Genomic DNA, 20,976 nt, shown 5'->3' on the forward strand with positions numbered 1-20,976 from the left:
TATCTTAAGTATGGTAACCGTTTGAAAATCTATAGTACCGAACTGTAAATTTTGGTTACTGAATTGTGATTTTTATTGTTTGTAATTTATCATTACTTACGTCACCTCGAGCACAGTCGAGAGGTCAATAAAACTCAATAAGTTGTTTAATAAGGTCTCTATTTGCTTTGCAAGGTGCTTTCAAATAAAATGTATTTTCTTTTCAAGCAATGCTCGACCTGACAACGAAAATTTATTATAGGCAATTACTATTCATTGTAATCTATTGTGATTTTTATAAATTATCTAACTGATTATCCTTTCCATCGTCGCTAATAGTCCAGAAAAATCCAACAAAGAAGAATTGATCTGCTGCTGGTAAAATGGCTTGTCTGTTAAAATTACCGTTAGCATTTGCCGTATTAGAATATTGATACCCATTAATATTATTAAACCCTAAGACGTTATTCACTGAAAAGTAAAGTATCTTTTGTTGGCTTAGTAAATAGGCCCAGTTAAAACTTAAACTGTTATAGCTTTTTGTGGTTTCATTTAAAAAACCGTTTCTGTTTGGGTTAGTATATGGTCGTCCTGAAGCGTAGCTGTAACTTAACCCAAGTTGACTTTTCCAATCATCTACCCAATACTTTACTACTGCTGAAAAATTATGTGTATTTGCAAAACTTGGTTGCGCTCTTTCAGGGTAATTAAGGTATTGTCTTTCGGTATCTAAATAAGAATAACTTAACCAGTAATCTATATTTTTTAAACTCTTATTATCTCTCCAAAAAACATCTAATCCTTGAGCATATCCAGAGCCTTCATTTGTATAGTCGCTATCAAAACTTGCCATATCAGTATCAAACAACACCAAGTTGTCATACGCTTTTCTATAGGCTTCTGCTCTAAACAATCTACCATCACTTACATGTTGATAGTTTAAAATATAATGCTGTGTGTTTTGTGTTTTAAGGTCGTTGTCAAACTTTAAATAATCTCCTGAAACAGTTTGAAAAAAGTTACCATAAGCTAATGATACCTGACCATTTTTTGAAGTCTTGTAAGCTAAAGATGCTCTAGGTGCAACATCAAAACGCTTAGTAGTGTTGTAATAATCACCTCGTAAACCAGCTTTTAACGCTAGTTTTTTACTAAATACAATATCAGTTTCAGCAAAAACTGCAGAGATATTGTTATTAAAGCCATAGCTAGCACTAATGCTCTCGTCAGTATACGTTTCATTAAAATCGGTTAAAAATTGTTCTGCACCAAAACTTAGTTTAAAACGACTACTGAATCGCTTTTTAAGTTTTAATTTAAAATGAGCAGAATGTTCTTTGTTATCAATATCGCTATCAATAATACCAACATCAGTATTGGCAACTGTATAACTTAAACCCGATTTTATAGACCAGTTATTGTTTAACACACCACTGTAACTAGCGTTTGTATAGAAATTGTTGTTTTTTAATTTAAAATCAATTCCCTCTTCATAATTGATATCTTCTTGATTCAATTCTAAATTAGAAGTATCAAAAGCAGCATAAAACTTTAATAAACCTGAGTCGAATTTTTGTCTAAAAACAGCTTCTCCTTGAGCACCTCTATACGGCTTTTCCCAATCGTTTCTATCTGGAAACAAAGCAATATAAGGTGCTAAATTTATATAAGACGCATTAACACTCAATGAGGAATTGTTCCATTTTTCGGTGTGACCCAATCCTCCACCAACAGTCATTATACTAATATCTGTTTTTTCTTGGTCTGGTTCGTCAATAGTGTTCAACAGCAACACACTAGAAAGCGCTTGTCCGTATTCTGCTGAATATCCACCTGTAGAAAATGTAATTCCGTCAAATAAAAATGGAGAGTATCGACCTCTAGTTGGCATATTGTTAGGTGTTGGACTATAAGGCGTAAACACTCTAATACCATCAATAAAAATTTGAGTTTCTGCAGCATCACCACCTCTTACAAAAAGTCTACCATCTTCAGCAACTGTTGATGTTCCTGGTAATGTTTGTAAAGCACCAACAAAGTCACCTAAAGCACTTGCAGTAGTTACCACATCTAAAGGTTTAAGTACCGAAACTTTACTGTTATCATTAGCTTCAAAAGTTCCTGCTGAAATAACAACTGCATCCAATACACTAACGTCTTCTCTTAACTTAATTTGAACATCAGTAAATGTTGTTACCTCATTGGTAATTGATTTTGTTTCATAAGATAAAAAGGACACTATTAAAGTTTGTTGCCCTGTTTCTTCTGTAGTAAAGCTAAAATTACCTTGTTCATCAGTAGTAGCACCATCGTAAGTGCCATCTAGATACACATTTGCTCCAAAAACTGGCTCACCAGAAGTATTGGTTACCTTACCACTAACTGTTGTTTGAGCTATAGTAAGTGTTGTAAAAAGCAATACTAAATACGTAATAAATTGTTTCATTGTAATAGTTGATTTAAACTGTTCGTTTTTTGATTGATGCCACAAAACTGCAACAGACCTATTAATACTGAAATTCAATGTCACCGAATTGTATGTTTTTTATGACGAATTGTAAAAAATTGAGAAAATGAGTAACTAAAAGCCTACATTTACTACTAATGAAGTAGCTATTACTTATCTAAAAACCAACACAATGAAAAAGTCAGTTTTATTCCTGTTCAGTATCTTGTTTTCAATAACCTTTAATGCCCAAGACAAACGGCTTAGAGGCATAGAAAAGGAACTCAATAAAATACTCGAAGTTACTAATGCACCTGGTTTTGCAGTTGCCGTTGTTGAAGGCGATAAAGTAGTTTATGCCAAAGGATTTGGATACAGAGACTACGAAAACAAAACACCTGTAGATATCAACACCCTTTTTGCAATTGGGTCGTCGTCAAAAGCATTTACTTCTGCTATTTTAGGAGTTTTAAGAGCTGACGAAAAACTCTCTTTTGATGATAATCCTAGACTTCATATACCTGAATTAGAGTTTTATAATAATGACATGAACAACAATATCATTATTAAAGATCTTATGAGACACAGCACAGGTCTTCCAAGGCACGATGGTTCATGGTATTTTTTCCCAACGCATGACAAAGACAGCTTATTGGCAAGAGTAAAATATCAAGAACCTTTTACAGGTATAAGGCAACAATGGTATTACAATAATTTTGGCTTTTTAGCTCAAGGTGTAATTGCTGAAAAAATTACAGGTAAAACTTGGGAAGACAATATTAAAGAGTTGTTTTTTGAACCTCTTGGTATGAATCGTTCCAATGCATCTATTTCTGAAATGAAATCAGCCTCAAATGCTGCTTATGGCTATTTGTTAAAAGACGACAACACCATAAGTAAAATGAAATACTATGACATTGCTGGTATGTCTCCTGCAGGAGCTATAAACAGCAGTGTGTATGATATGACCAAATGGTTGATTACATGGATAAACAATGGAAAATTTAATGATAAAGAGATTATACCTGAAAGCTATATCACAGAAGCTATAGGGTCTCAAATGGTTATTAGTAGTAATATTCCTGATAAAGATTTTCCTGATATTTATTTAAACAACTATGGTTACGGCTGGTTCTTGCAGTCTTATAAAGGACATTATAGGGTGGAGCATGGTGGTAATATTGATGGGTTTTCGGCTAACGTAGCGTTTTTCCCTACCGATAAAATTGGAATTGTAGTACTTGCCAACCAAAATGGTTCAGCGGTTCCATCGTTAGTTAGAAATACAATTGCTGACAGAATGATTGGTGCAGAACAAACTGATTGGGCAGAACGCCATAAAGAAAATCTTGAAAAAAGCAAACAAGCACAAGCCGAAGCAAAAGAAGAGTCTTCAATTTCAAACGTAAAAAATACAAAACCTTCGCATATTACTCTTGACTATACAGGAACTTACTCCAACAAAGGTTATGGCGATTTTAAAATTTATGTAGAAAACGACTCGTTATTTTCTGAAGCTAATGGAGAAAAAATTTATTTTAACCATTTTCATTATGATGTTTTTGAAATGGTTGATGTTACTGACAATAAAGTTGACACCACGCAGTATGGTAAAGCGCTTAAGATAAACTTTCAAACTAATGATGCTGGAGACATTTCAGGAGCAAAACTAAAGTTAGATCCAATGGTTAATGCTATTGAATTTAAACGTACTCCAAGTACTATTGACATAGACTTAAAAACGCTTGAGCAATATTCTGGTGAATATGAATTAGCAGGCACCACTTTAAAGGTGTATGTTAAAGAAGAAACACTGTATCTTTTTGTTCCTGGTCAACCAGAATATGAACTCATGGCTACTGATAAACATAAGTTCTCTTTTAAAACCCTTGAAGGTTTTAAAGTAGAATTTGTTGAAGCTGAAGATGGTAAAATAATTGAACTGAAAGCAATACAACCTAACGGAACCTTTGTGGCAAAACGAAAGTAACTTCTTAATTATAGAGTATTAAAAGCACTTTTACCAAAGTGCTTTTTTTTATGAGTCTGCGTTAGTCAATATATCATGAGTAGCCCATTGTACTGCAGCATCTAAATCGTTAAAACGTCTTATTTTTTGTGTGAAGAATAAGCTTTCAATTAAGGTATTAAGAAAGCTTTTACTAGAATAGCCAACTACTCCATAACCTTTTAGCGCATAATTTCCTTTAAAGAATTTCACCCAACCATTAGGTTTTACAGAATAAGAATGTATTCGGTGAGATAGATATACAATATCTGCACCATTCCCTCCAATGAATTTTGAAACGTCTTCTACAATTCGTTTACCATGATCTTCCCAAGTGAAATTAATACCTTCAGAAATTTCAGAAATCAAATACCCTTTAAACACAAAAACATCTCCAAATTCATAATTGAATTCTTTCAATACTTGTTCGTATAAAGGCGTATGTTTTACACTTATCATAGATTGAAATTAGTAATAAAACGAATACTATAAAAAGCATATATTAGTTTTTCGATGTAATGAATCAAAAACAAGTTAATCTATTGTATTTGAAATAGATAAAACCAAAACAAAGCTTACAAAACCTTGATAAAAAGCAGTTTTAGTCCTTAGTTTTTAAAGAATCTTGATACTTAATAAGTGTTTCGGCAATGTTTTGTGCTCTCGTGTTGCGAGGATTCATTTCAAACGCAATTTTGTAGTTTTTATAGGCTTGCGCACTATCACCTGCACTTAAATATGCTTCACCTAAACTATCATACACATTTGAGCTTTCAGGAAACATAGCCACATTCATTTTTAAAACTTCTATAGCATCGTCGTATTTTTTATCGTTAATTAAGCGATAACCAAGTTGGTTAATTTCACCTTCGTTAACCACATCTTTAGTGGAATCTTTTTTCTTTATTGCAAGAAAACCTTCAACCGCTTGCTTGTACTCTTTATCTTTTAAGTGCATGCGTGGAGTTTTGTAGTCATCTGCAACTTTTATAAAATCATAAGTAATTAAATCTTCATTGTCCTTTGAAATTTCAGATAGGTAAAACACTTCGGTTTCTGGGTGTTTTACAAACCTCAACTTAGCATACAAATCACTTACAAAAAACTCATTGCTATCCATTACGACAGGCTCTATAACACCTTCACGCCAATTAAAATATATGGTATTATCTTTATAGAAGACGTCAATAACATCATTATCATGATACAAATAACGTCCTGTAGTTTGCGCTTTAAATTCTGGAGAAAATTTGACGCTTTTAGAACACGCACTTAGAAGAATTACTGTAAGTAAAAGAAATAGTGTATTACGTTTCATAATAGTTGGTTGGATTGGTTATTAGTTGAGACCAGAGCAAAAAAAAAGTCTCATTTATAAATGAGACGATTTTTTTATTGTATTGTTACGTGTTTACTATAAAAAGTGGCAATCTACTTTACATCCATCAATTCTACATCAAACACTAAAGTAGCGTTTGGAGGTATAACTCCACCTGCTCCTCTACTACCATAACCAAGATCGCTAGGTATTACTAAACGTGCTTTATCACCAACGTTTAATAAGCAAATACCTTCATCCCAACCAGGAATAACTTGACCTACTCCTACTTGAAAATCTAACGGTTGGTTACGCTTGTATGAAGAATCAAACACAGTACCATCGGCTAACTGACCTTTATAATGTACTGATACCATTTTACCAGCTTCAGCAGCTTTTCCGTTTCCTTTTTGAATGATTTGATATCTTAAACCGCTTTTAGTTTCATCAAAACCAGCAGCTAATTTATCTAGCTCAGCTTTTGCAGCTTCGCGTTCAGCAGCTAAACGTTTTTCTCTTGCACCTTCAAATGTTCTAAACGCTTCAACAGCATTAAAGTTTTCAGCGTCAGCGCCAACTCTTACAATCTCTAAAGTATTAATTTCGTCACCTTGTGCAATAGCATCTACTACATCTTGTCCTTCTACCACTTTACCAAACACAGTGTGGTTGTTATCTAACCAAGGTGTTTCAACATGAGTGATAAAAAACTGACTTCCGTTTGTTCCTGGTCCTGCGTTTGCCATAGACAATACTCCTGGTCCATCGTGCTTTAAATCTGGGTGAAACTCGTCGTCAAACTGGTATCCAGGATTTCCTGAACCTGTACCTTGTGGGCAACCACCTTGAATCATAAAATCTGGAATCACTCTATGAAATTTTAATCCGTTATAATAAGGTGTACCTTGTGGTTTTACTGAGTTTTCTAAGTTTCCTTCAGCTAATGCTACAAAATTACCAACTGTTCCTGGTGTTTTTTGATATTCTAATGCGACTACTATCTCGCCTTTTGAGGTATTAAATTTTGCGTATAAACCGTCTTGCATGCTATTTTATTTTAAATGAGGTGCAAAGATAAAAAAGTATGTGCGAAGTACGAAGCAAGAAGTGAGAAGATTAAAGCAAATGTTAATCTATTCTAAAACAAAGAATTAATTGCTACAGACAAAAAACTAGTAACTAAAAACTAATTAGCCACTTCGCTAATAAACTTAATTCTATAGAGACGTAATTCTTCATCATCATAATCACCATCAAACTCTTCAATAGCATCAGAAATTTTATCGGTTTCAGACTCCATAAAGTACTCATGGATTTCTTCTTGCTGGTCTTCATCTAAAATTTCATCAATCCAATAATTGATATTCAATTTTGTCCCTGAATACACAATAGCTTCCATTTCTTTTATAAAATCTGGCATATCCATACCTTTTGCTGAAGCAATATCATCTAAAGGTAATTTTCTGTCCACGTTTTGAATGATATAAAGTTTTATAGCAGAGTTAGTACCTGTACTTTTAACCACCATATCATCTGGTCTTATGATATCGTGTTCTTCAACATAGCTTGAGATTAATTCTATAAAATCCTTTCCGTATTTTTTAGCTTTACCATCTCCAACACCATGCACATTACTCAATTCGTCTAAGGTAATAGGATATTTTAAAGCCATGTCTTCTAACGAAGGGTCTTGAAAAATCACAAAAGGCGGTACTCCAAGTTTTTTTGCGTTGCGTTTTCTTAAATCCTTAAGTAAACCCATTAGCTGTTCATCGGCTACTGCTCCTCCTCCTTTTGAGGCTGTAATAATACTATCATCGGTAGTTTCATCAAATACATGGTCTTCAGTCATCATAAAAGACACAGGAGAATTTATATAGTCCTTGCCTTCATTTGACAATCTTAAAACACCATAGGTTTCAATATCTTTTTTAAGGTAACCAGCCACCAAAACTTGACGTATTAATGCCATCCAATAGCGTTTATCATGATGACTTCCAACACCAAAAAAGTCTTGCGCATCAGTTTTATGAGAAGCAATTAATGCATTGGATTTTCCTGTAAGTACATGTACCAAATCCTTAGACTTGTACTTCTCGTTAGTTTTAGCAACAGTCTCTAAAAGCACTGCAACGTCTTCTTTAGCTTCGTGCTGCTTTTTAGGATTACGCACATTATCATCCATATCGCCTCCTTCACCAGTTTCGTTGTCAAACTCTTCACCAAAATAATGCAGTATAAATTTTCGTCGAGATACCGAGCTTTCTGCAAAAGCAACCACTTCTTGTAATAAGGCTTGCCCAATTTCTTGTTCAGCAACAGGTTTACCTGACATGAATTTTTCGAGTTTCTCAATATCCTTGTAAGCATAAAATGCCAAACAATGTCCTTCACCACCATCACGACCAGCCCTACCAGTTTCTTGATAATAACTCTCAATACTTTTTGGCATATCATGGTGAATAACAAAACGCACATCAGGTTTGTCAATTCCCATACCAAAAGCAATAGTAGCTACAACCACATCAGCATCTTCCATTAAAAACATATCCTGATGTTTAACTCTGGTTTTTGGATCTAATCCTGCATGATAAGGCACAGCGTTTATGCCATTAACCTGAAGCACTTGTGCTAATTCTTCAACTCGCTTTCTACTTAAACAATATACAATACCCGATTTTCCTTCGTTTTGCTTTATAAATCGAATAATATCAGCATCGACGTTTTTAGTTTTAGGACGTACTTCGTAAAAAAGATTCGGTCGATTAAAGGATGCTTTAAAGGTATTGGCTTTGGTGATATCTAAACTCTTTAAGATGTCTTCTTGTACCTTAGGTGTAGCAGTTGCTGTTAATCCAATAATAGGTATGTTATCACCAATTCGCTTTATAATGTGTCTTAAATTTCGGTATTCTGGTCTAAAATCGTGTCCCCATTCACTAATACAATGGGCTTCATCAACAGCCATAAATGATATTTGTACAGACCTTAAAAACTCAACATGTTCTTCTTTAGTTAAAGATTCTGGCGCTACATAAAGCAATTTTGTAACTCCATTTACAATATCTTCTTTTACTTTTCTAACTTCTGTTTTATTGAGAGAAGAATTTAAAACATGTGCAATTCCTTCTTCGTTCGACACACCTCTTATGGCATCTACTTGGTTTTTCATTAAGGCAATTAAAGGCGAAACAATAATTGCTGTTCCGTCTTTAATAAGTGCTGGCAACTGATAACACAGTGATTTTCCGCCACCTGTAGGCATAATCACAAAAGTATCGTTGTCTTGAACTATACTTTTTATTACAGGCTCTTGAAGCCCTTTAAATTTTGAAAAACCAAAGTATTGTTTGAGTGCTGAATGTAAGTCAATTTCTTTTATACTCATTAATCCCTATTAGTATTTTATATACATTTGCATAACAATAAAGATAACAATTTCTTTAGACGCATCAAACCCAAAAATTAATAAATTTTGAACATTAAAGATTCTATCCTTAATACTGCAAAAAAAACAATCGCTATTGAGCAAAATGCTATCGCTAATTTAAGTAATTTACTTGACGATGACTTTGCAAATGCAGTTGAACTTATATATAACTCCAAAGGACGTGTAATTATTACAGGTATTGGTAAAAGTGCCATTATCGCTAATAAAATTGTAGCCACTTTAAACTCTACAGGAACTCCTGCAGTTTTTATGCATGCTGCCGATGCTATTCATGGTGATTTAGGTTTAATTCTTGATGACGATGTAGTAATTTGTATTTCTAAAAGTGGAAACACACCAGAAATTAAGGTGTTGGTACCACTTATTAAGAATGCAAAAAATAAAATGATTGCCATTACTGGTAATAACACCTCATTTTTAGCACAACAAGCCGATTATATTTTAAATGCTTATGTAGAGCAAGAAGCTTGCCCAAATAACCTAGCTCCTACAACCAGTACTACTGCGCAATTAGTTATTGGTGATGCTTTAGCGATTTGCCTATTAGAATTACGAGGCTTTTCAAGTAAAGATTTTGCAAAATACCATCCTGGAGGTGCTCTTGGAAAACGACTGTACTTAAGAGTAAGCGATTTATCTTCGGTTAACCAAAAACCTCAAGTAACACTCAATACTAATGTAAAAGAAGTTATTGTTGAAATTTCTGAAAAAATGCTTGGTGTAACTGCTGTAGTAGAAGACCACAAAATTGTAGGTATTATTACTGATGGTGATTTAAGACGTATGCTTACCAAAACCGATTCGTTTTCTGGATTAACCGCAAAAGATATTATGAGCAGCAATCCAAAACGTATTGATGAAAACGCAATGGCTGTTGATGCTATGGAAGTTATGGAAGAACACGGTATTTCTCAACTTTTAGTAGAACATAAAGGTAAATATGCTGGAGTTGTACATCTACACGACCTCATCAAAGAAGGAATTATCTAATGGCAAAAAAGAACATCAATGAAATGTCATTTCTTGATCATCTTGAAGATTTAAGATGGCATATAATTAGAGCTATAGTAGCAATATTAATTGCTGGTGTGGTGGCTTTTATTTTTAAAGGATTCATTTTTGAAACCATCATTTTTGGTCCTAAACAAATGAGCTTTCCTACCTATAGAATACTTTGTGACATTTCAACCTTTGTAGGTGTTGACACCACGTTTTGTGCTGATGAGTTTCCATTTATTATTCAAAACAGAACCATGGGCGGACAATTCTCTGCACACATTTGGACATCTATTTATGCTGGTTTGGTTATTGCATTTCCGTTTGTAATCTATCAATTCTGGAAATTTATAAGTCCTGGTCTTCATGAAAACGAGCGCAAACATTCTAGAGGGTTTATAATTATTGCATCCTTACTATTCTTTATTGGTGTCCTTTTTGGATATTATATTGTAACACCTTTATCTATTAACTTTTTAGGAACCTATACAGTAAGTCAGCAAATTTCAAACGAGATAGATATTAGTTCTTACATCTCTTTGGTACGCTCATCCTCTTTGGCGTCTGGTTTTATTTTTGAATTACCTATTCTTATTTATTTCCTAACAAAAATAGGATTGGTTACACCTGAGTTCCTTAAAAAATACCGCAAGTTTGCCTTAGTTATTGTATTAATCCTTTCGGCAATCATAACACCTCCTGATATTACAAGTCAGGTAATTGTGGCTATTCCTATATTAATACTGTACCAAGTAAGTATATACATTTCAAAATTTGTGGTAAGAAAACAAAATAAAAAAGCAAAACATGTCTGATATAATTAAAGAATTTAATGACTATCGTTCTAGGATGAACGATGCTATACTTGCTGACAACAACAAAATCATAAAACGTATTTTTAACCTAGATACCAATGCCTTTTCTGAAGGTGCTTTGGATGTAAAAACCAAAGAGCTTTTGGGCTTGGTAGCCTCTACTGTATTACGTTGTGACGATTGCATCAAATACCATTTACAGTCTTGCTATGAAGCTGGGCTAAACAAAGAACAAGTAGTTGAAGCTTTAAGCATTTCTACACTTGTTGGTGGCACTATTGTTATTCCTCATTTGCGAAGAGCCTATGAATTTTGGGATGCTTTAGAAGCACAAAACTAATTAGCGACCAATGTTTAAGCACTTTATCATCACACGTTTTAATTTAAGACTTAAAGAATGGTCTGTAACAAAACATGGTGATGATGTGCTTTCTGAAACTTGGTTAGCTAATCGATTTCAGCTTTTTGAAACCTATTGCTTACCTTCTGTACAACAGCAAACCAATCAAAACTTTGTTTGGTTACTGTGTTTTGACACAAAAACACCTGAAGCTTATAAGCAAAAGATTGAGGCTATTGCTACTACATATAGTAACATTCAGCTGCTCTACATTGATGGTCAAGAACAATTTTCTGACACTATCTCTAACGCTATAAATCAGTCGTTACTTGAAACGGACACACACCTTATCACAACACGTTTAGATAATGATGATGCGATGCATAACACCTTTGTAGATACTATTCAATCACATTTTAAACCTCAAGAACAGTTAACTATCGACTGTACTAAGGGTTATCAACTTATCTTAAAGCAAAATAAAAAACCTACTCTTCGAAAGATGCATTATGTAGGTAATGCTTTTATAAGTTTAATTGAAGCTAAAGCTAATTTTAAAACGGTATTAAGCAGGCGTCATAATTTGTGGAGTGAGGTACCATCTGTTCAAATCAATACTAAGCGCCTTTGGATTCAACTGGTGCATCAAGAAAACATTTCAAATGCTGAAAAACTACAGTATCCTGAAACCAATACATTTACACCTTCTGATTTTGCAATAGACCCTAAAATTAAGTTAAAATCAAACCTTCAAATACGTTTTGGTAACTTTTGGAGTTTAGTACAACGTGTACTAATCAAATTAAAAATCGTAAGTTTGCCGTCATAGTATACAGTGTTCAAAATGTTAAGCCTGTGAAATTAAGAGCCGAAAATTTAATGAAGTCCTATAATGGACGTCGCGTGGTAAAAGATGTGTCCCTTGAAGTTAATCAAGGTGAAATCGTAGGTCTTTTAGGACCTAATGGTGCTGGTAAAACCACATCCTTTTATATGATTGTTGGGTTGATAAAACCTAATGGTGGAACTATTTATTTAGAAAACACTGACATCACCAAATACCCAATGTACAAAAGGGCTCAAAACGGAATTGGATATCTAGCTCAAGAAGCTTCAGTATTTAGAAAATTGAGTATTGAAGATAATATTTTAAGCGTGTTACAACTCACCAAGCTTAGCAAAAAAGAGCAGCATCTTAAAATGGAATCCTTAATTGAAGAGTTTGGTTTAGGACATATTAGAAAAAACCGAGGCGACTTACTCTCTGGTGGTGAGCGTCGTAGAACCGAAATTGCAAGAGCCTTGGCAACCGACCCAAATTTCATTTTATTAGATGAACCTTTTGCAGGTGTTGACCCTGTTGCGGTTGAGGACATACAACGTATTGTAGCCCAATTAACCAAAAAAAATATTGGTATCCTTATTACCGACCATAACGTACAAGAAACTTTAGCGATTACTGATAGAACCTATTTAATGTTTGAAGGTAGTATTCTAAAAGCTGGTATCCCTGAAGATTTAGCTGCAGACGAAATGGTACGTAAAGTGTATCTAGGGCAAAACTTTGAGCTTCGTAAAAAACGATTGGAGTTTTAATTATTTCCCTTTTTTAAACACTGTCTTTAATAACACATACAAAAGCGTAGTTTGTAATAGTAGGTTGATAAGCACTAGCAATAAAACTTTCCATAAACTTCCCATAGCATAAAACGGGTAGCTTCTATCTATCAAGCTCAATGGCAAACTCGTTATTGTAACAAGATAACCCAAGAGAGTTTCTATAAAACTTCCTGCTAGAGCACTACTATTAGATGTTAATAAGTGAAGGACTTGTATAACAACCACTGTTAAAACTACAATTAAAAATAGCTTAACAAAGTACTTAATGTTAATGCGATTCTTCACCTTGTTTCATTTTAGCATGTTGGCTTTCAGCTAATAATTTCTTTTGATAACGACCTTGAACCACATCTACAATAACCAAAACAGCCAATACAAAATAGAAAGTTGTTTTACTCATTGGCACTATTTCGTTTCCAAACAATTTAATGTGTGCCAAATGACCTCCTTCGGTAACTAGCATGATACCAACTATAAATAGTATGAACAATCCAAGTACTTCGTACATTCTGTTTTTTGCCAAAAACGCCGAAATCTTATCCGCTAAAATAAGCATTAGCAATCCGCTTATCACTATAGCAATAGCCATAATAATAAAGGCTGTGGTAGGATTTTCAATATCACTGGTTAAACCAATAGCAGCTAAAATAGAATCAAAAGAAAACACTAAGTTCATTAACACAATACTCACTATGGCAGCATTGGCAGATTTACTACGTTTGGAATTAGCAGCATCAACATCTTGTGTTAAATCGTGTTTAGAAATCATATGCCATATTTCTTTAATAGCAGTATAAATAATAAACCCACCTCCTATTAAGACAATTAAACTATGACCATTAAATGCAAACTCTGCAACGTCTTTAAAGTCTCCTGTTAAAAACGAAAATGGTTCTTGAAAATAATCAATAAGCGACACCAACAAAAACAACAGCACAATACGTAACCCTATAGCTATTAAAATCCCTACTTTTCTTACGCGCTTTCGATCTTGCTCTGGTGCTTTTTTAGATTCTAACGATATGTATAACAAGTTATCAAATCCAAGTACAGCTTGTAACATCACAAGCATTAAAAGGGTAAAAATGTTTTCAAGCATAGTAAATGAGGTTATTTAGTGAATAGAGAAACTAAAATATATAAAGCTATAATCAGTGGTATTGCTGCAAACTGCAAAGCAATTAACAACACAGCGCTTATAATAATAAAGCCATAGCGTACACTATTATTTTTAAAACTCCAATCCTTAAATTTTAGCGCAAAGAGTTTTAGGTTACACACAAGCAAGTAGCTACTTACAACTGTCAGCACCAATAAAAACCAAGGATTAAGAATCACAGCGTTTAAAAACGAATGATTTTGAAACTCCATTATTAATGGCAGTGAAATAATCAATAAGGCATTGGCAGGTGTTGGTAAACCTTTAAAATAGGTTTGCTGGTCTTCATCCACATTAAATTTCGCCAAGCGATACCCTGAAGCCAATGTAACCAACAACCCAAAAAATGCAAAAGGCGACACGTTTAAGTCATACCAATGCATTGCAGAAGTCCAATCTCTTGTAGGCTCATAAAAACCAGAACCACTCATACTTAAAGCCAATAGTTTAAACATAATAATTCCAGGCACCAATCCGCTAGTTACCATATCAGCCAAAGAGTCTAGCTGAAGTCCTATTTCACTTTGCACATTGAGTTTTCGAGCTAAAAGCCCATCAAAAAAGTCAAAGAAAATTCCTAAGAAAACAAATACTGCAGCAGTTACAAAATTGTTATGCATTGCAAAAATCACAGCAACAGCGCCACAAAATAAATTCAGAAGTGTAACAAGGTTAGGAATGTGTTGTTTCAAAAGTTGTCTATTAGTTTTGTGTAAAAATAGAAAACTATTTTGAAAATACTCAGGCAACTTGCACTTCCTATACAATATCTCCTCTAATTTCTAGTTTAATAGATGAAAAATATTGTGCATATTTGTAAAAATTTTTGCTATTGAAAAAGTACATACTTCTTACGCTTACCTTAGTTTCATTGTTAAGTAACGCGCAAACCACCCGAAAGTACTCTAACGAATTTATGAATATTGGTGTGGATGCTGCTGCATTAGGGATGAGCAACGCAGTAGTGTCGCACACAAGCGATGTCAATTCGGGGTACTGGAATCCTGCTGGTTTAATAGCACTCGAAGACAACCAATTGGCGCTAATGCATTCTAGCTATTTTGCTAATATTGCCAACTACAACTATGCAGCTTTTGCAATGCCTTTAGACGACAGAAGTGCGGTAGGTATCTCGTTAATACGTTTTGGAGTCGATGATATTTTAGACACTACTCAGCTTATTGACGACCAAGGAAACATTAATTACGACAGAGTTAAACTCTTTTCAACTGCCGATTATGGCCTTACCTTTTCCTATGCTAGAGACCTACCTGTTCCTGGACTAAGTTATGGTGTTAATGCTAAAGTTATTAGAAGGATTATTGGTGATTTTGCCTCATCTTGGGGATTTGGTTTAGACTTAGGTGTACAATTTCAATCGGAAAACGACTGGAAGTTTGGTATTATGGCAAGAGATATTACCACAACGTTTAATGCGTGGTCTATAGACGAAGAAAAATTTGAACAAATAAGTGGTGCGGTTGAAGGACAAAACCAGGAACTCCCTGAGAGTTCAGAAATCACGATCCCTAAGCTACAAATAGGAATGTCTAAGCAGTGGATATTTCACTATGACTATTCACTCTTAGCAGCTTTAGACCTAAATGTGCGTTTTGAACAAAACAACGACATCATCTCTACCTCCTTTGCTAGTGTCAATCCTGCGCTTGGTTTTGAGTTTGGGTATACCGACTTGGTGTTTTTACGTTTAGGCGCTGGGAATTTCCAAAACGAATTACAGTTTGATGATTCTGAAGATTTAACCTTTCAGCCTAATTTTGGTGTAGGCTTCAAATACAAAGGTATTCAGCTAGATTATGCATTTACCGACATAGGAGACCAAAGCGCTGCCTTATACTCTAACGTGTTTTCCCTAAAACTCGATTTTAGTATCTTTAGATAAATAATAGCTACTTTATGAGATGTCTTTTTAGCCTTATTGTTTTATTGTTACTAATAAACACAGCAAGCGCACAACAGGTACTATCACCTAATGCCGAAATTAGTGTCCTCACAATAGGACCAGGAACGTCTTTAAACGATGCTTTTGGACATAGCGGATTTAGAATCAAAGATAGAACACAAGGTCTAGATGTAGTCTACGGCTACGGACAATACGATTTTGATGCGCCTAATTTCTATTTAAAATTCGCGCAAGGAAAACTCAATTACCTTATTAGCAAACATGATTTTGAAGACTTTTACAGAGCCTATGTGTATTACAACAGAACCGTAAAAGAACAGGTTTTAAATATCACTAAAGAAGAACAACAAGCACTTTTCAATTATTTACAGAACAATTACAAACCTGAAAACAGAGCCTACCTTTACGATTTCTTTTATGACAATTGCGCGACTAGAATAAGAGATGTAGCCAACACTGCTTTAGACCAAAATATTACTTACAACACACCTGAGGATTACCAAGAGCAAACCTTTAGAACGCTCATTCAAAACAACCTCAACAAAAACAGTTGGGGAAGTTTAGGGATTGATATTGCCTTAGGATCTGTTATAGATAAAACAGCAACACCTAACGAACAACTTTTTCTTCCTGAAAACATCTATAGGTTTTTTAGTACTGCTACACTACAAAACGGACAACCTCTAGTCAAACAATCTCAAGTACTCTATACAAAAAAAGAACAACTAGGGTCTTCTAGCTTTCTGTTAAGTCCTTTGTTTATACTTAGTGTTTTAGCATTACTTATTATACAAATCACCTATAAAGATTATAAGAAAAAGAAACGCAGCAAGTTGCTAGACGGTATTATCTTTTCTGTTACAGGCTGCATTGGAATAGTACTTTTGCTCCTTTGGTTTGCTACCGACCATAGTGCCACAGCAAACAACTATAATCTGTTATGGGCATTTGCACTTAACGTATTTGTAATGCAACAAGTACTAAAGCAAACACCTTCTAAATGGTTTTTAAGATACCTCTTTTTTTTAATAACCATGCTTTGTCTATTAGTATTTCATTGGCTAACAGGAGTACAAGTATTCGCCATCACCTTAACACCTTTACTAATCGCCTTAGCGATAAGGTATATATTCTTGTTACGTTACTTTAAAAACAGCACAACAAACTAAACCCACTGCCAACTGAAAACTGAAAACTGCCTACTGAAGACTACTTACTGCCTACTGAAGACTGAAAACTACTTACTGCCCTCTATAATACAACACAGCACTCAAGGTTTTCACTAGGATATTAACGTCCATAAAAAAGCTACAATGTTTAATGTAGTAAAGGTCGTATTGCAACTTCGTTAAACTATCATCAACCGAACTTCCATACCTCGACTTTATTTGTGCCCAACCTGTTAGTCCAGGCTTTATCACGTGACGCATTTCATAAAAAGGAATAATCTGAGACAGCTCGTTAACAAAATAAGGACGCTCTGGTCGAGGTCCTATCACACTCATTTCGCCTTTAAGCACATTAACAAACTGCGGAATTTCATCAATTCTCGAACGTCTTAAAAAACGTCCAAACGGAGTCACTCTACTGTCATTTTTTTGAGCCCATTTGGCCTCTCCTGACGATTCTGCATTAACAATCATACTTCTAAGCTTCACAATGTTAAAAACAGCACCATTTTTCCCAACACGTTCTTGAACATAAAACAAAGGCCCTCTGTTTGCAATAAAATTCCCTATAAGAATGATAGGCAGCATAGCTACTCCAAAAAGCAATCCTACAGTAGAAAAAATAAGATCAAATGAACGATGAAAAAGTTGATAGAGTTTATTTTGATGACTTCTACTAAACGGGAAGTATTTATAAAAATCCTTACCTACAAATTGAATTGGCACTCTATGGGTAATCTCTTCATAAACTTGAGTGTATTCACGAATAGTAAAACCGCTTTCTAAAAGCATCATAAGGTTACCATATATCTCATTAGTAATAGTCTCAGAGTTATAAGCTGCCACTAGAATCTCCGAAATATTCTGCTCATTAATAACTGACAATAACTCCTGAGGCTGAAACTCTTTAAGCCCTCTAAACTTAATAGGTGCTTCGTGCTCTTGTTCACAGTTAATAAACCCAACTATTTTGTAATTAGGATCGGCTTGTTTTAAAGGTTTAATAATGCTTTCAATATTTGAAATCTCGCCTACCAGCAGTACTTTTTTATAAAACCTAGGCTTAGTAATAAACGTCACATATACCACACGCCACAAAAACACCATAACAATAATTGACGAATAGAAGTATACTATTTCAATACGTTTATCAGGTAAAAAAGGCGTAAAGAAAGGAGTTAACATGTATATCAATACAACTGTTGAGGCAGTAAGCACTACATTCCTAAACGTAACATCTAGGGTACTGGACTTTTGTAAATCATAAATTTCAAAAACGGTCCCTAAAATAGTAAGATAAAAGGCTAAAACCACTAAAGCGACTCCATGTTCTTGGTGAAGTGTAAGGTAATTAAAATCAAAAAACTGTTCAAGAAGATACAGTCCCAAAAACACCATTACAATATCCAGTATACGCAGCAACACCTTTCGTTCGGAAATCTCAAAATGGATGTCTTTATTCTTTACCATATAGTTACATTCGCTTTGTAAATATAGAAAGTCTGTTATATATGTACTAAAAAAAAGAGGAAGTTTTTCACCTCCTCTTTTAGTCAATACTATGATTTACAACACTTCCACTATTTGAAGTGCGTTAAACGCACCATTATTTAAAGGATATTGTACACCATTTACTTCTTGAAAAAACGCAATTTTCAAGAGGTAGAAATCCACCCCAGTGCCTACAGGCATTGATGGTGGGGTTAGTGTCAACACTGTAGTAGTCGTGTCGATAGGAAGATTTACAACAGGGCTTATTTGTAAATCCTTCTCATCAGCATTAAAATTGATATTTAAAACCCCTGAGGCCACACTTACATGTGTTGCCCCTTCAGGAGGGTTTAAATCATTTACAGGTATAAAATCTGCACATTGCACTTCACCTGTTGTTGTGTCTAAAGTATAATCAGCTTTCAAAATATTGCTCAATAATGCCCTATCATTGAATTCAAAACCTTTGATTGCTAATTTTCCTTCAGGAGTAACGAGTCCAATCCCAACCTTACGCTCACCTCTAGGAGAGGTTGCATCTAAATTTTTGATACGACTCATTACTTGCGTTAATCTTGAAGTTACACGATTGTCCTTTGCATCGACCATAAAGTCTGCAATAGCTCTACGTAATAACTTACCGCTTTTTGTACAGTGTCCAAATTCGGCACCATTTTCGCGTGTTCTCACAAAAGCAGGGTCATTTTTTATTCGTTTAGAAGAAACGCCTCCTTTTGTTTTTACTAAATACCCCTCTTTGCCCTTATAAAAGGTAAGACCGTCCAGGGTTCCTTCGATCTTAATTATGCTCTTTAATTTAGCCATGTTTATATGGTTTTAAGAATTAAAAAAAATTACAGTTTTTTATTGATGCATCTATTCAACTGTTTTTCAAATGTATGTTAGCCTTTAATTTGCCCTTGTTTTTTATTCGTGTATAGACACTAGTGCTTATATTTTGTGCCTTTTAGACCTCCTTAGCATTAAAGGTATTTACATTCGTTTTTTGCGTATTTATACTCTTTTTGTGGTATTCTGCATCTATAGTTACAGCATACTCTATGCATACTCTATGTATACATTAGGTATACACTAAGTATGAAGTACGAAGTTGAATATGGAGGTTGAAAGTGAGAAGGAGCTTTGATGCTTCGATGCTTCGACAAGCTCAGCACAGGCGGAGCTCAGTAGAGGCTTGCTCAGAGTGACAATATAAAACCCTTCGACAGGCTCAGGGTGACAATAGGAAAGTGAAGGAGCTTTGATACTTCGATACTTCGACAAGCTCAGCACAGGCGGAGCTCAGTAGAGGCTTGCTCAGAGTGACAATATAAAACCCTTCGACAGGCTCAGGGTGACAATAGGAAAGTGAAGGAGCTTTGATGCTTCGATACTTCGACAAGCTCAGCACAGGCGGAGCTCAGTAGAGGCGTTTGCTCAGGGTGACAATATAAAACCCTTCGACAGGCTCAGGGTGACAATAGGAAAGTGAAGGAGCTTTGATATTTCGATACTTTAGCTACGCTCAGTAGAGGCTTGCTCAGAGTGACAATTTAAAACCCTTCGACAAGCTCAGGGTGACAGTTGGTTGATGTTTGGTGTTTGATGTTTGGTGTTTGGTAGGTAAATGATGGTTATTTATTTGTTAATATATTGTTGATAATTAGACCATTAAAACCACACGTGGTAAATCTTGTTTTTTTAAATTTAAAATGCTTTTATGAAGAAAAAAAAAATCAACTAACAAATATGAATGTTATGATGTACAAAAATTTTTATTTTAATTATGAAACGAATTTGCATCTACCCAAAAGATGTGCAAATTATAACTGGGCGGAGCCTACGTTATTGTCAAGGACTAGTAAAACATATTAAATGCGTGCTCAATAAAAAAAAGCATCAAACGATAACCATAAAGGAATTTTGCGATTATATGGATTTTCCTTTTGAAGACGTTAACAATATGATACAATAATTACGATTGCAAGTAAAACGTAAGTTAAAAAAGCCCCTCAATTTGCCAAGCTTACTACGACCTGAATTACCGTAGCAGGCTTATACTTTCTAATTTTAAGCTGCTATTTTTTTATTCAAACACCTCTTTCCATAGTTGTTTCACACGATTCCAGTCAAAAGACTCAGCAACTGCTCTAGCATTAGCTATCATGTGTTCGCGTTCAGTAGCGTGTTCAAACAGATAAAGGATAGCCTCTACCATAGCTTCTACCGATTCAGGAGCTACAAGCAACCCTTCTTGTTG

Annotated in this window: 18 protein-coding genes; 8 read left to right on the forward strand and 10 right to left on the reverse strand. The window is 34.6% G+C overall.

The features are described from left to right. Positions 1-274: 274 nt before the first annotated feature. Positions 275-2,425: a TonB-dependent receptor gene (locus tag ACQ0RB_RS09615; protein WP_430498104.1), complete on the reverse strand. Its 2,151-nt coding sequence runs from the start codon at positions 2,423-2,425 to the stop codon at positions 275-277. 193 nt (positions 2,426-2,618) lie between these two features. Between ACQ0RB_RS09615 and ACQ0RB_RS09620 the strand changes: the two genes are divergently transcribed. After that, positions 2,619-4,415, forward strand: a complete 1,797-nt coding sequence (locus ACQ0RB_RS09620) for a serine hydrolase (protein WP_430498105.1) — start codon at positions 2,619-2,621, stop codon at positions 4,413-4,415. A 48-nt stretch (positions 4,416-4,463) separates the two neighbouring features. On the opposite strand, the gene ACQ0RB_RS09625 is transcribed toward ACQ0RB_RS09620, so the two are convergent. From ACQ0RB_RS09625 to ACQ0RB_RS09640, 4 genes are all read right to left on the reverse strand, one after another. After that, positions 4,464-4,892 (reverse strand): hypothetical protein, encoded by a 429-nt coding sequence (locus tag ACQ0RB_RS09625; RefSeq protein ID WP_430498107.1) that lies wholly within the window; start codon positions 4,890-4,892, stop codon positions 4,464-4,466. A gap of 142 nt (positions 4,893-5,034) precedes the next feature. Further along, positions 5,035-5,751: a tetratricopeptide repeat protein gene (locus ACQ0RB_RS09630; RefSeq protein WP_430498108.1), complete on the reverse strand. Its 717-nt coding sequence runs from the start codon at positions 5,749-5,751 to the stop codon at positions 5,035-5,037. Positions 5,752-5,864: 113 nt separating this feature from the next. After that, on the reverse strand, positions 5,865-6,797 hold the full coding sequence (locus tag ACQ0RB_RS09635; protein ID WP_129761244.1) for a peptidylprolyl isomerase: 933 nt from the start codon (positions 6,795-6,797) through the stop codon (positions 5,865-5,867). A gap of 140 nt (positions 6,798-6,937) precedes the next feature. Next, positions 6,938-9,139 carry a RecQ family ATP-dependent DNA helicase gene (locus ACQ0RB_RS09640; protein ID WP_430498110.1) on the reverse strand — a complete coding sequence of 734 codons (2,202 nt, stop codon included), beginning with the start codon at positions 9,137-9,139 and terminating at the stop codon, positions 6,938-6,940. Between the two features lie 87 nt (positions 9,140-9,226). On the opposite strand from ACQ0RB_RS09640, the gene ACQ0RB_RS09645 reads away from it, so the two are divergent. Genes ACQ0RB_RS09645 through lptB form a run of 5 tightly spaced genes read left to right on the forward strand, consistent with a single transcriptional unit; the run spans position 9,227 to position 12,949 of the window. Beyond that, the gene (locus tag ACQ0RB_RS09645) at positions 9,227-10,192 is read left to right on the forward strand and encodes a KpsF/GutQ family sugar-phosphate isomerase (protein ID WP_430498112.1); all 966 of its coding nucleotides are present in this window, start codon (positions 9,227-9,229) and stop codon (positions 10,190-10,192) included. Beyond that, on the forward strand, positions 10,192-11,013 hold the full coding sequence (gene tatC, locus ACQ0RB_RS09650) for a twin-arginine translocase subunit TatC (protein WP_129761241.1): 822 nt from the start codon (positions 10,192-10,194) through the stop codon (positions 11,011-11,013). Before ACQ0RB_RS09645 ends, tatC begins: the two co-directional genes overlap by 1 nt. After that, positions 11,006-11,353 (forward strand): carboxymuconolactone decarboxylase family protein, encoded by a 348-nt coding sequence (locus ACQ0RB_RS09655; protein ID WP_430498115.1) that lies wholly within the window; start codon positions 11,006-11,008, stop codon positions 11,351-11,353. The genes tatC and ACQ0RB_RS09655 overlap by 8 nt, the downstream gene beginning before the upstream one ends. Before the next feature lie 10 nt (positions 11,354-11,363). Continuing rightward, positions 11,364-12,182 (forward strand): glycosyltransferase, encoded by an 819-nt coding sequence (locus ACQ0RB_RS09660; protein WP_430498117.1) that lies wholly within the window; start codon positions 11,364-11,366, stop codon positions 12,180-12,182. A gap of 26 nt (positions 12,183-12,208) precedes the next feature. Beyond that, the gene (gene lptB / locus ACQ0RB_RS09665) at positions 12,209-12,949 is read left to right on the forward strand and encodes an LPS export ABC transporter ATP-binding protein (protein ID WP_129761238.1); all 741 of its coding nucleotides are present in this window, start codon (positions 12,209-12,211) and stop codon (positions 12,947-12,949) included. On the opposite strand, the gene ACQ0RB_RS09670 is transcribed toward lptB, so the two are convergent. Genes ACQ0RB_RS09670 through ACQ0RB_RS09680 form a run of 3 tightly spaced genes read right to left on the reverse strand, consistent with a single transcriptional unit; the run spans position 12,950 to position 14,824 of the window. Next, positions 12,950-13,258: a hypothetical protein gene (locus tag ACQ0RB_RS09670; protein WP_430498119.1), complete on the reverse strand. Its 309-nt coding sequence runs from the start codon at positions 13,256-13,258 to the stop codon at positions 12,950-12,952. It abuts the gene before it with no gap. Then, positions 13,242-14,072 carry a TerC family protein gene (locus ACQ0RB_RS09675; RefSeq protein ID WP_335976702.1) on the reverse strand — a complete coding sequence of 277 codons (831 nt, stop codon included), beginning with the start codon at positions 14,070-14,072 and terminating at the stop codon, positions 13,242-13,244. The genes ACQ0RB_RS09670 and ACQ0RB_RS09675 overlap by 17 nt, the downstream gene beginning before the upstream one ends. 11 nt (positions 14,073-14,083) lie before the next feature. Beyond that, positions 14,084-14,824 (reverse strand): CDP-alcohol phosphatidyltransferase family protein, encoded by a 741-nt coding sequence (locus ACQ0RB_RS09680; protein ID WP_430498121.1) that lies wholly within the window; start codon positions 14,822-14,824, stop codon positions 14,084-14,086. A 140-nt stretch (positions 14,825-14,964) separates the two neighbouring features. Here ACQ0RB_RS09680 and ACQ0RB_RS09685 point away from each other — a divergent pair, with 140 nt between their 5' ends. Continuing rightward, positions 14,965-16,035 carry a PorV/PorQ family protein gene (locus ACQ0RB_RS09685; RefSeq protein ID WP_165353710.1) on the forward strand — a complete coding sequence of 357 codons (1,071 nt, stop codon included), beginning with the start codon at positions 14,965-14,967 and terminating at the stop codon, positions 16,033-16,035. A gap of 14 nt (positions 16,036-16,049) precedes the next feature. Next, positions 16,050-17,225, forward strand: coding sequence for a DUF4105 domain-containing protein (locus ACQ0RB_RS09690; protein ID WP_430498124.1), 1,176 nt, complete (start codon positions 16,050-16,052; stop codon positions 17,223-17,225). Between the two features lie 72 nt (positions 17,226-17,297). Here the strand turns inward: ACQ0RB_RS09690 and ACQ0RB_RS09695 are convergent, their stop codons facing one another. After that, positions 17,298-18,695, reverse strand: a complete 1,398-nt coding sequence (locus ACQ0RB_RS09695) for a sugar transferase (protein WP_430498126.1) — start codon at positions 18,693-18,695, stop codon at positions 17,298-17,300. Between the two features lie 96 nt (positions 18,696-18,791). Next, complete coding sequence (locus tag ACQ0RB_RS09700; protein WP_430498128.1) at positions 18,792-19,541, reverse strand: hypothetical protein; 750 nt, start codon at positions 19,539-19,541, stop codon at positions 18,792-18,794. Positions 19,542-20,976: the final 1,435 nt, after the last annotated feature.

It is taken from the genome of Gaetbulibacter sp. PBL-D1 (assembly GCF_050509525.1).
Lineage (GTDB): Bacteria > Bacteroidota > Bacteroidia > Flavobacteriales > Flavobacteriaceae > Gaetbulibacter_B > Gaetbulibacter_B jejuensis.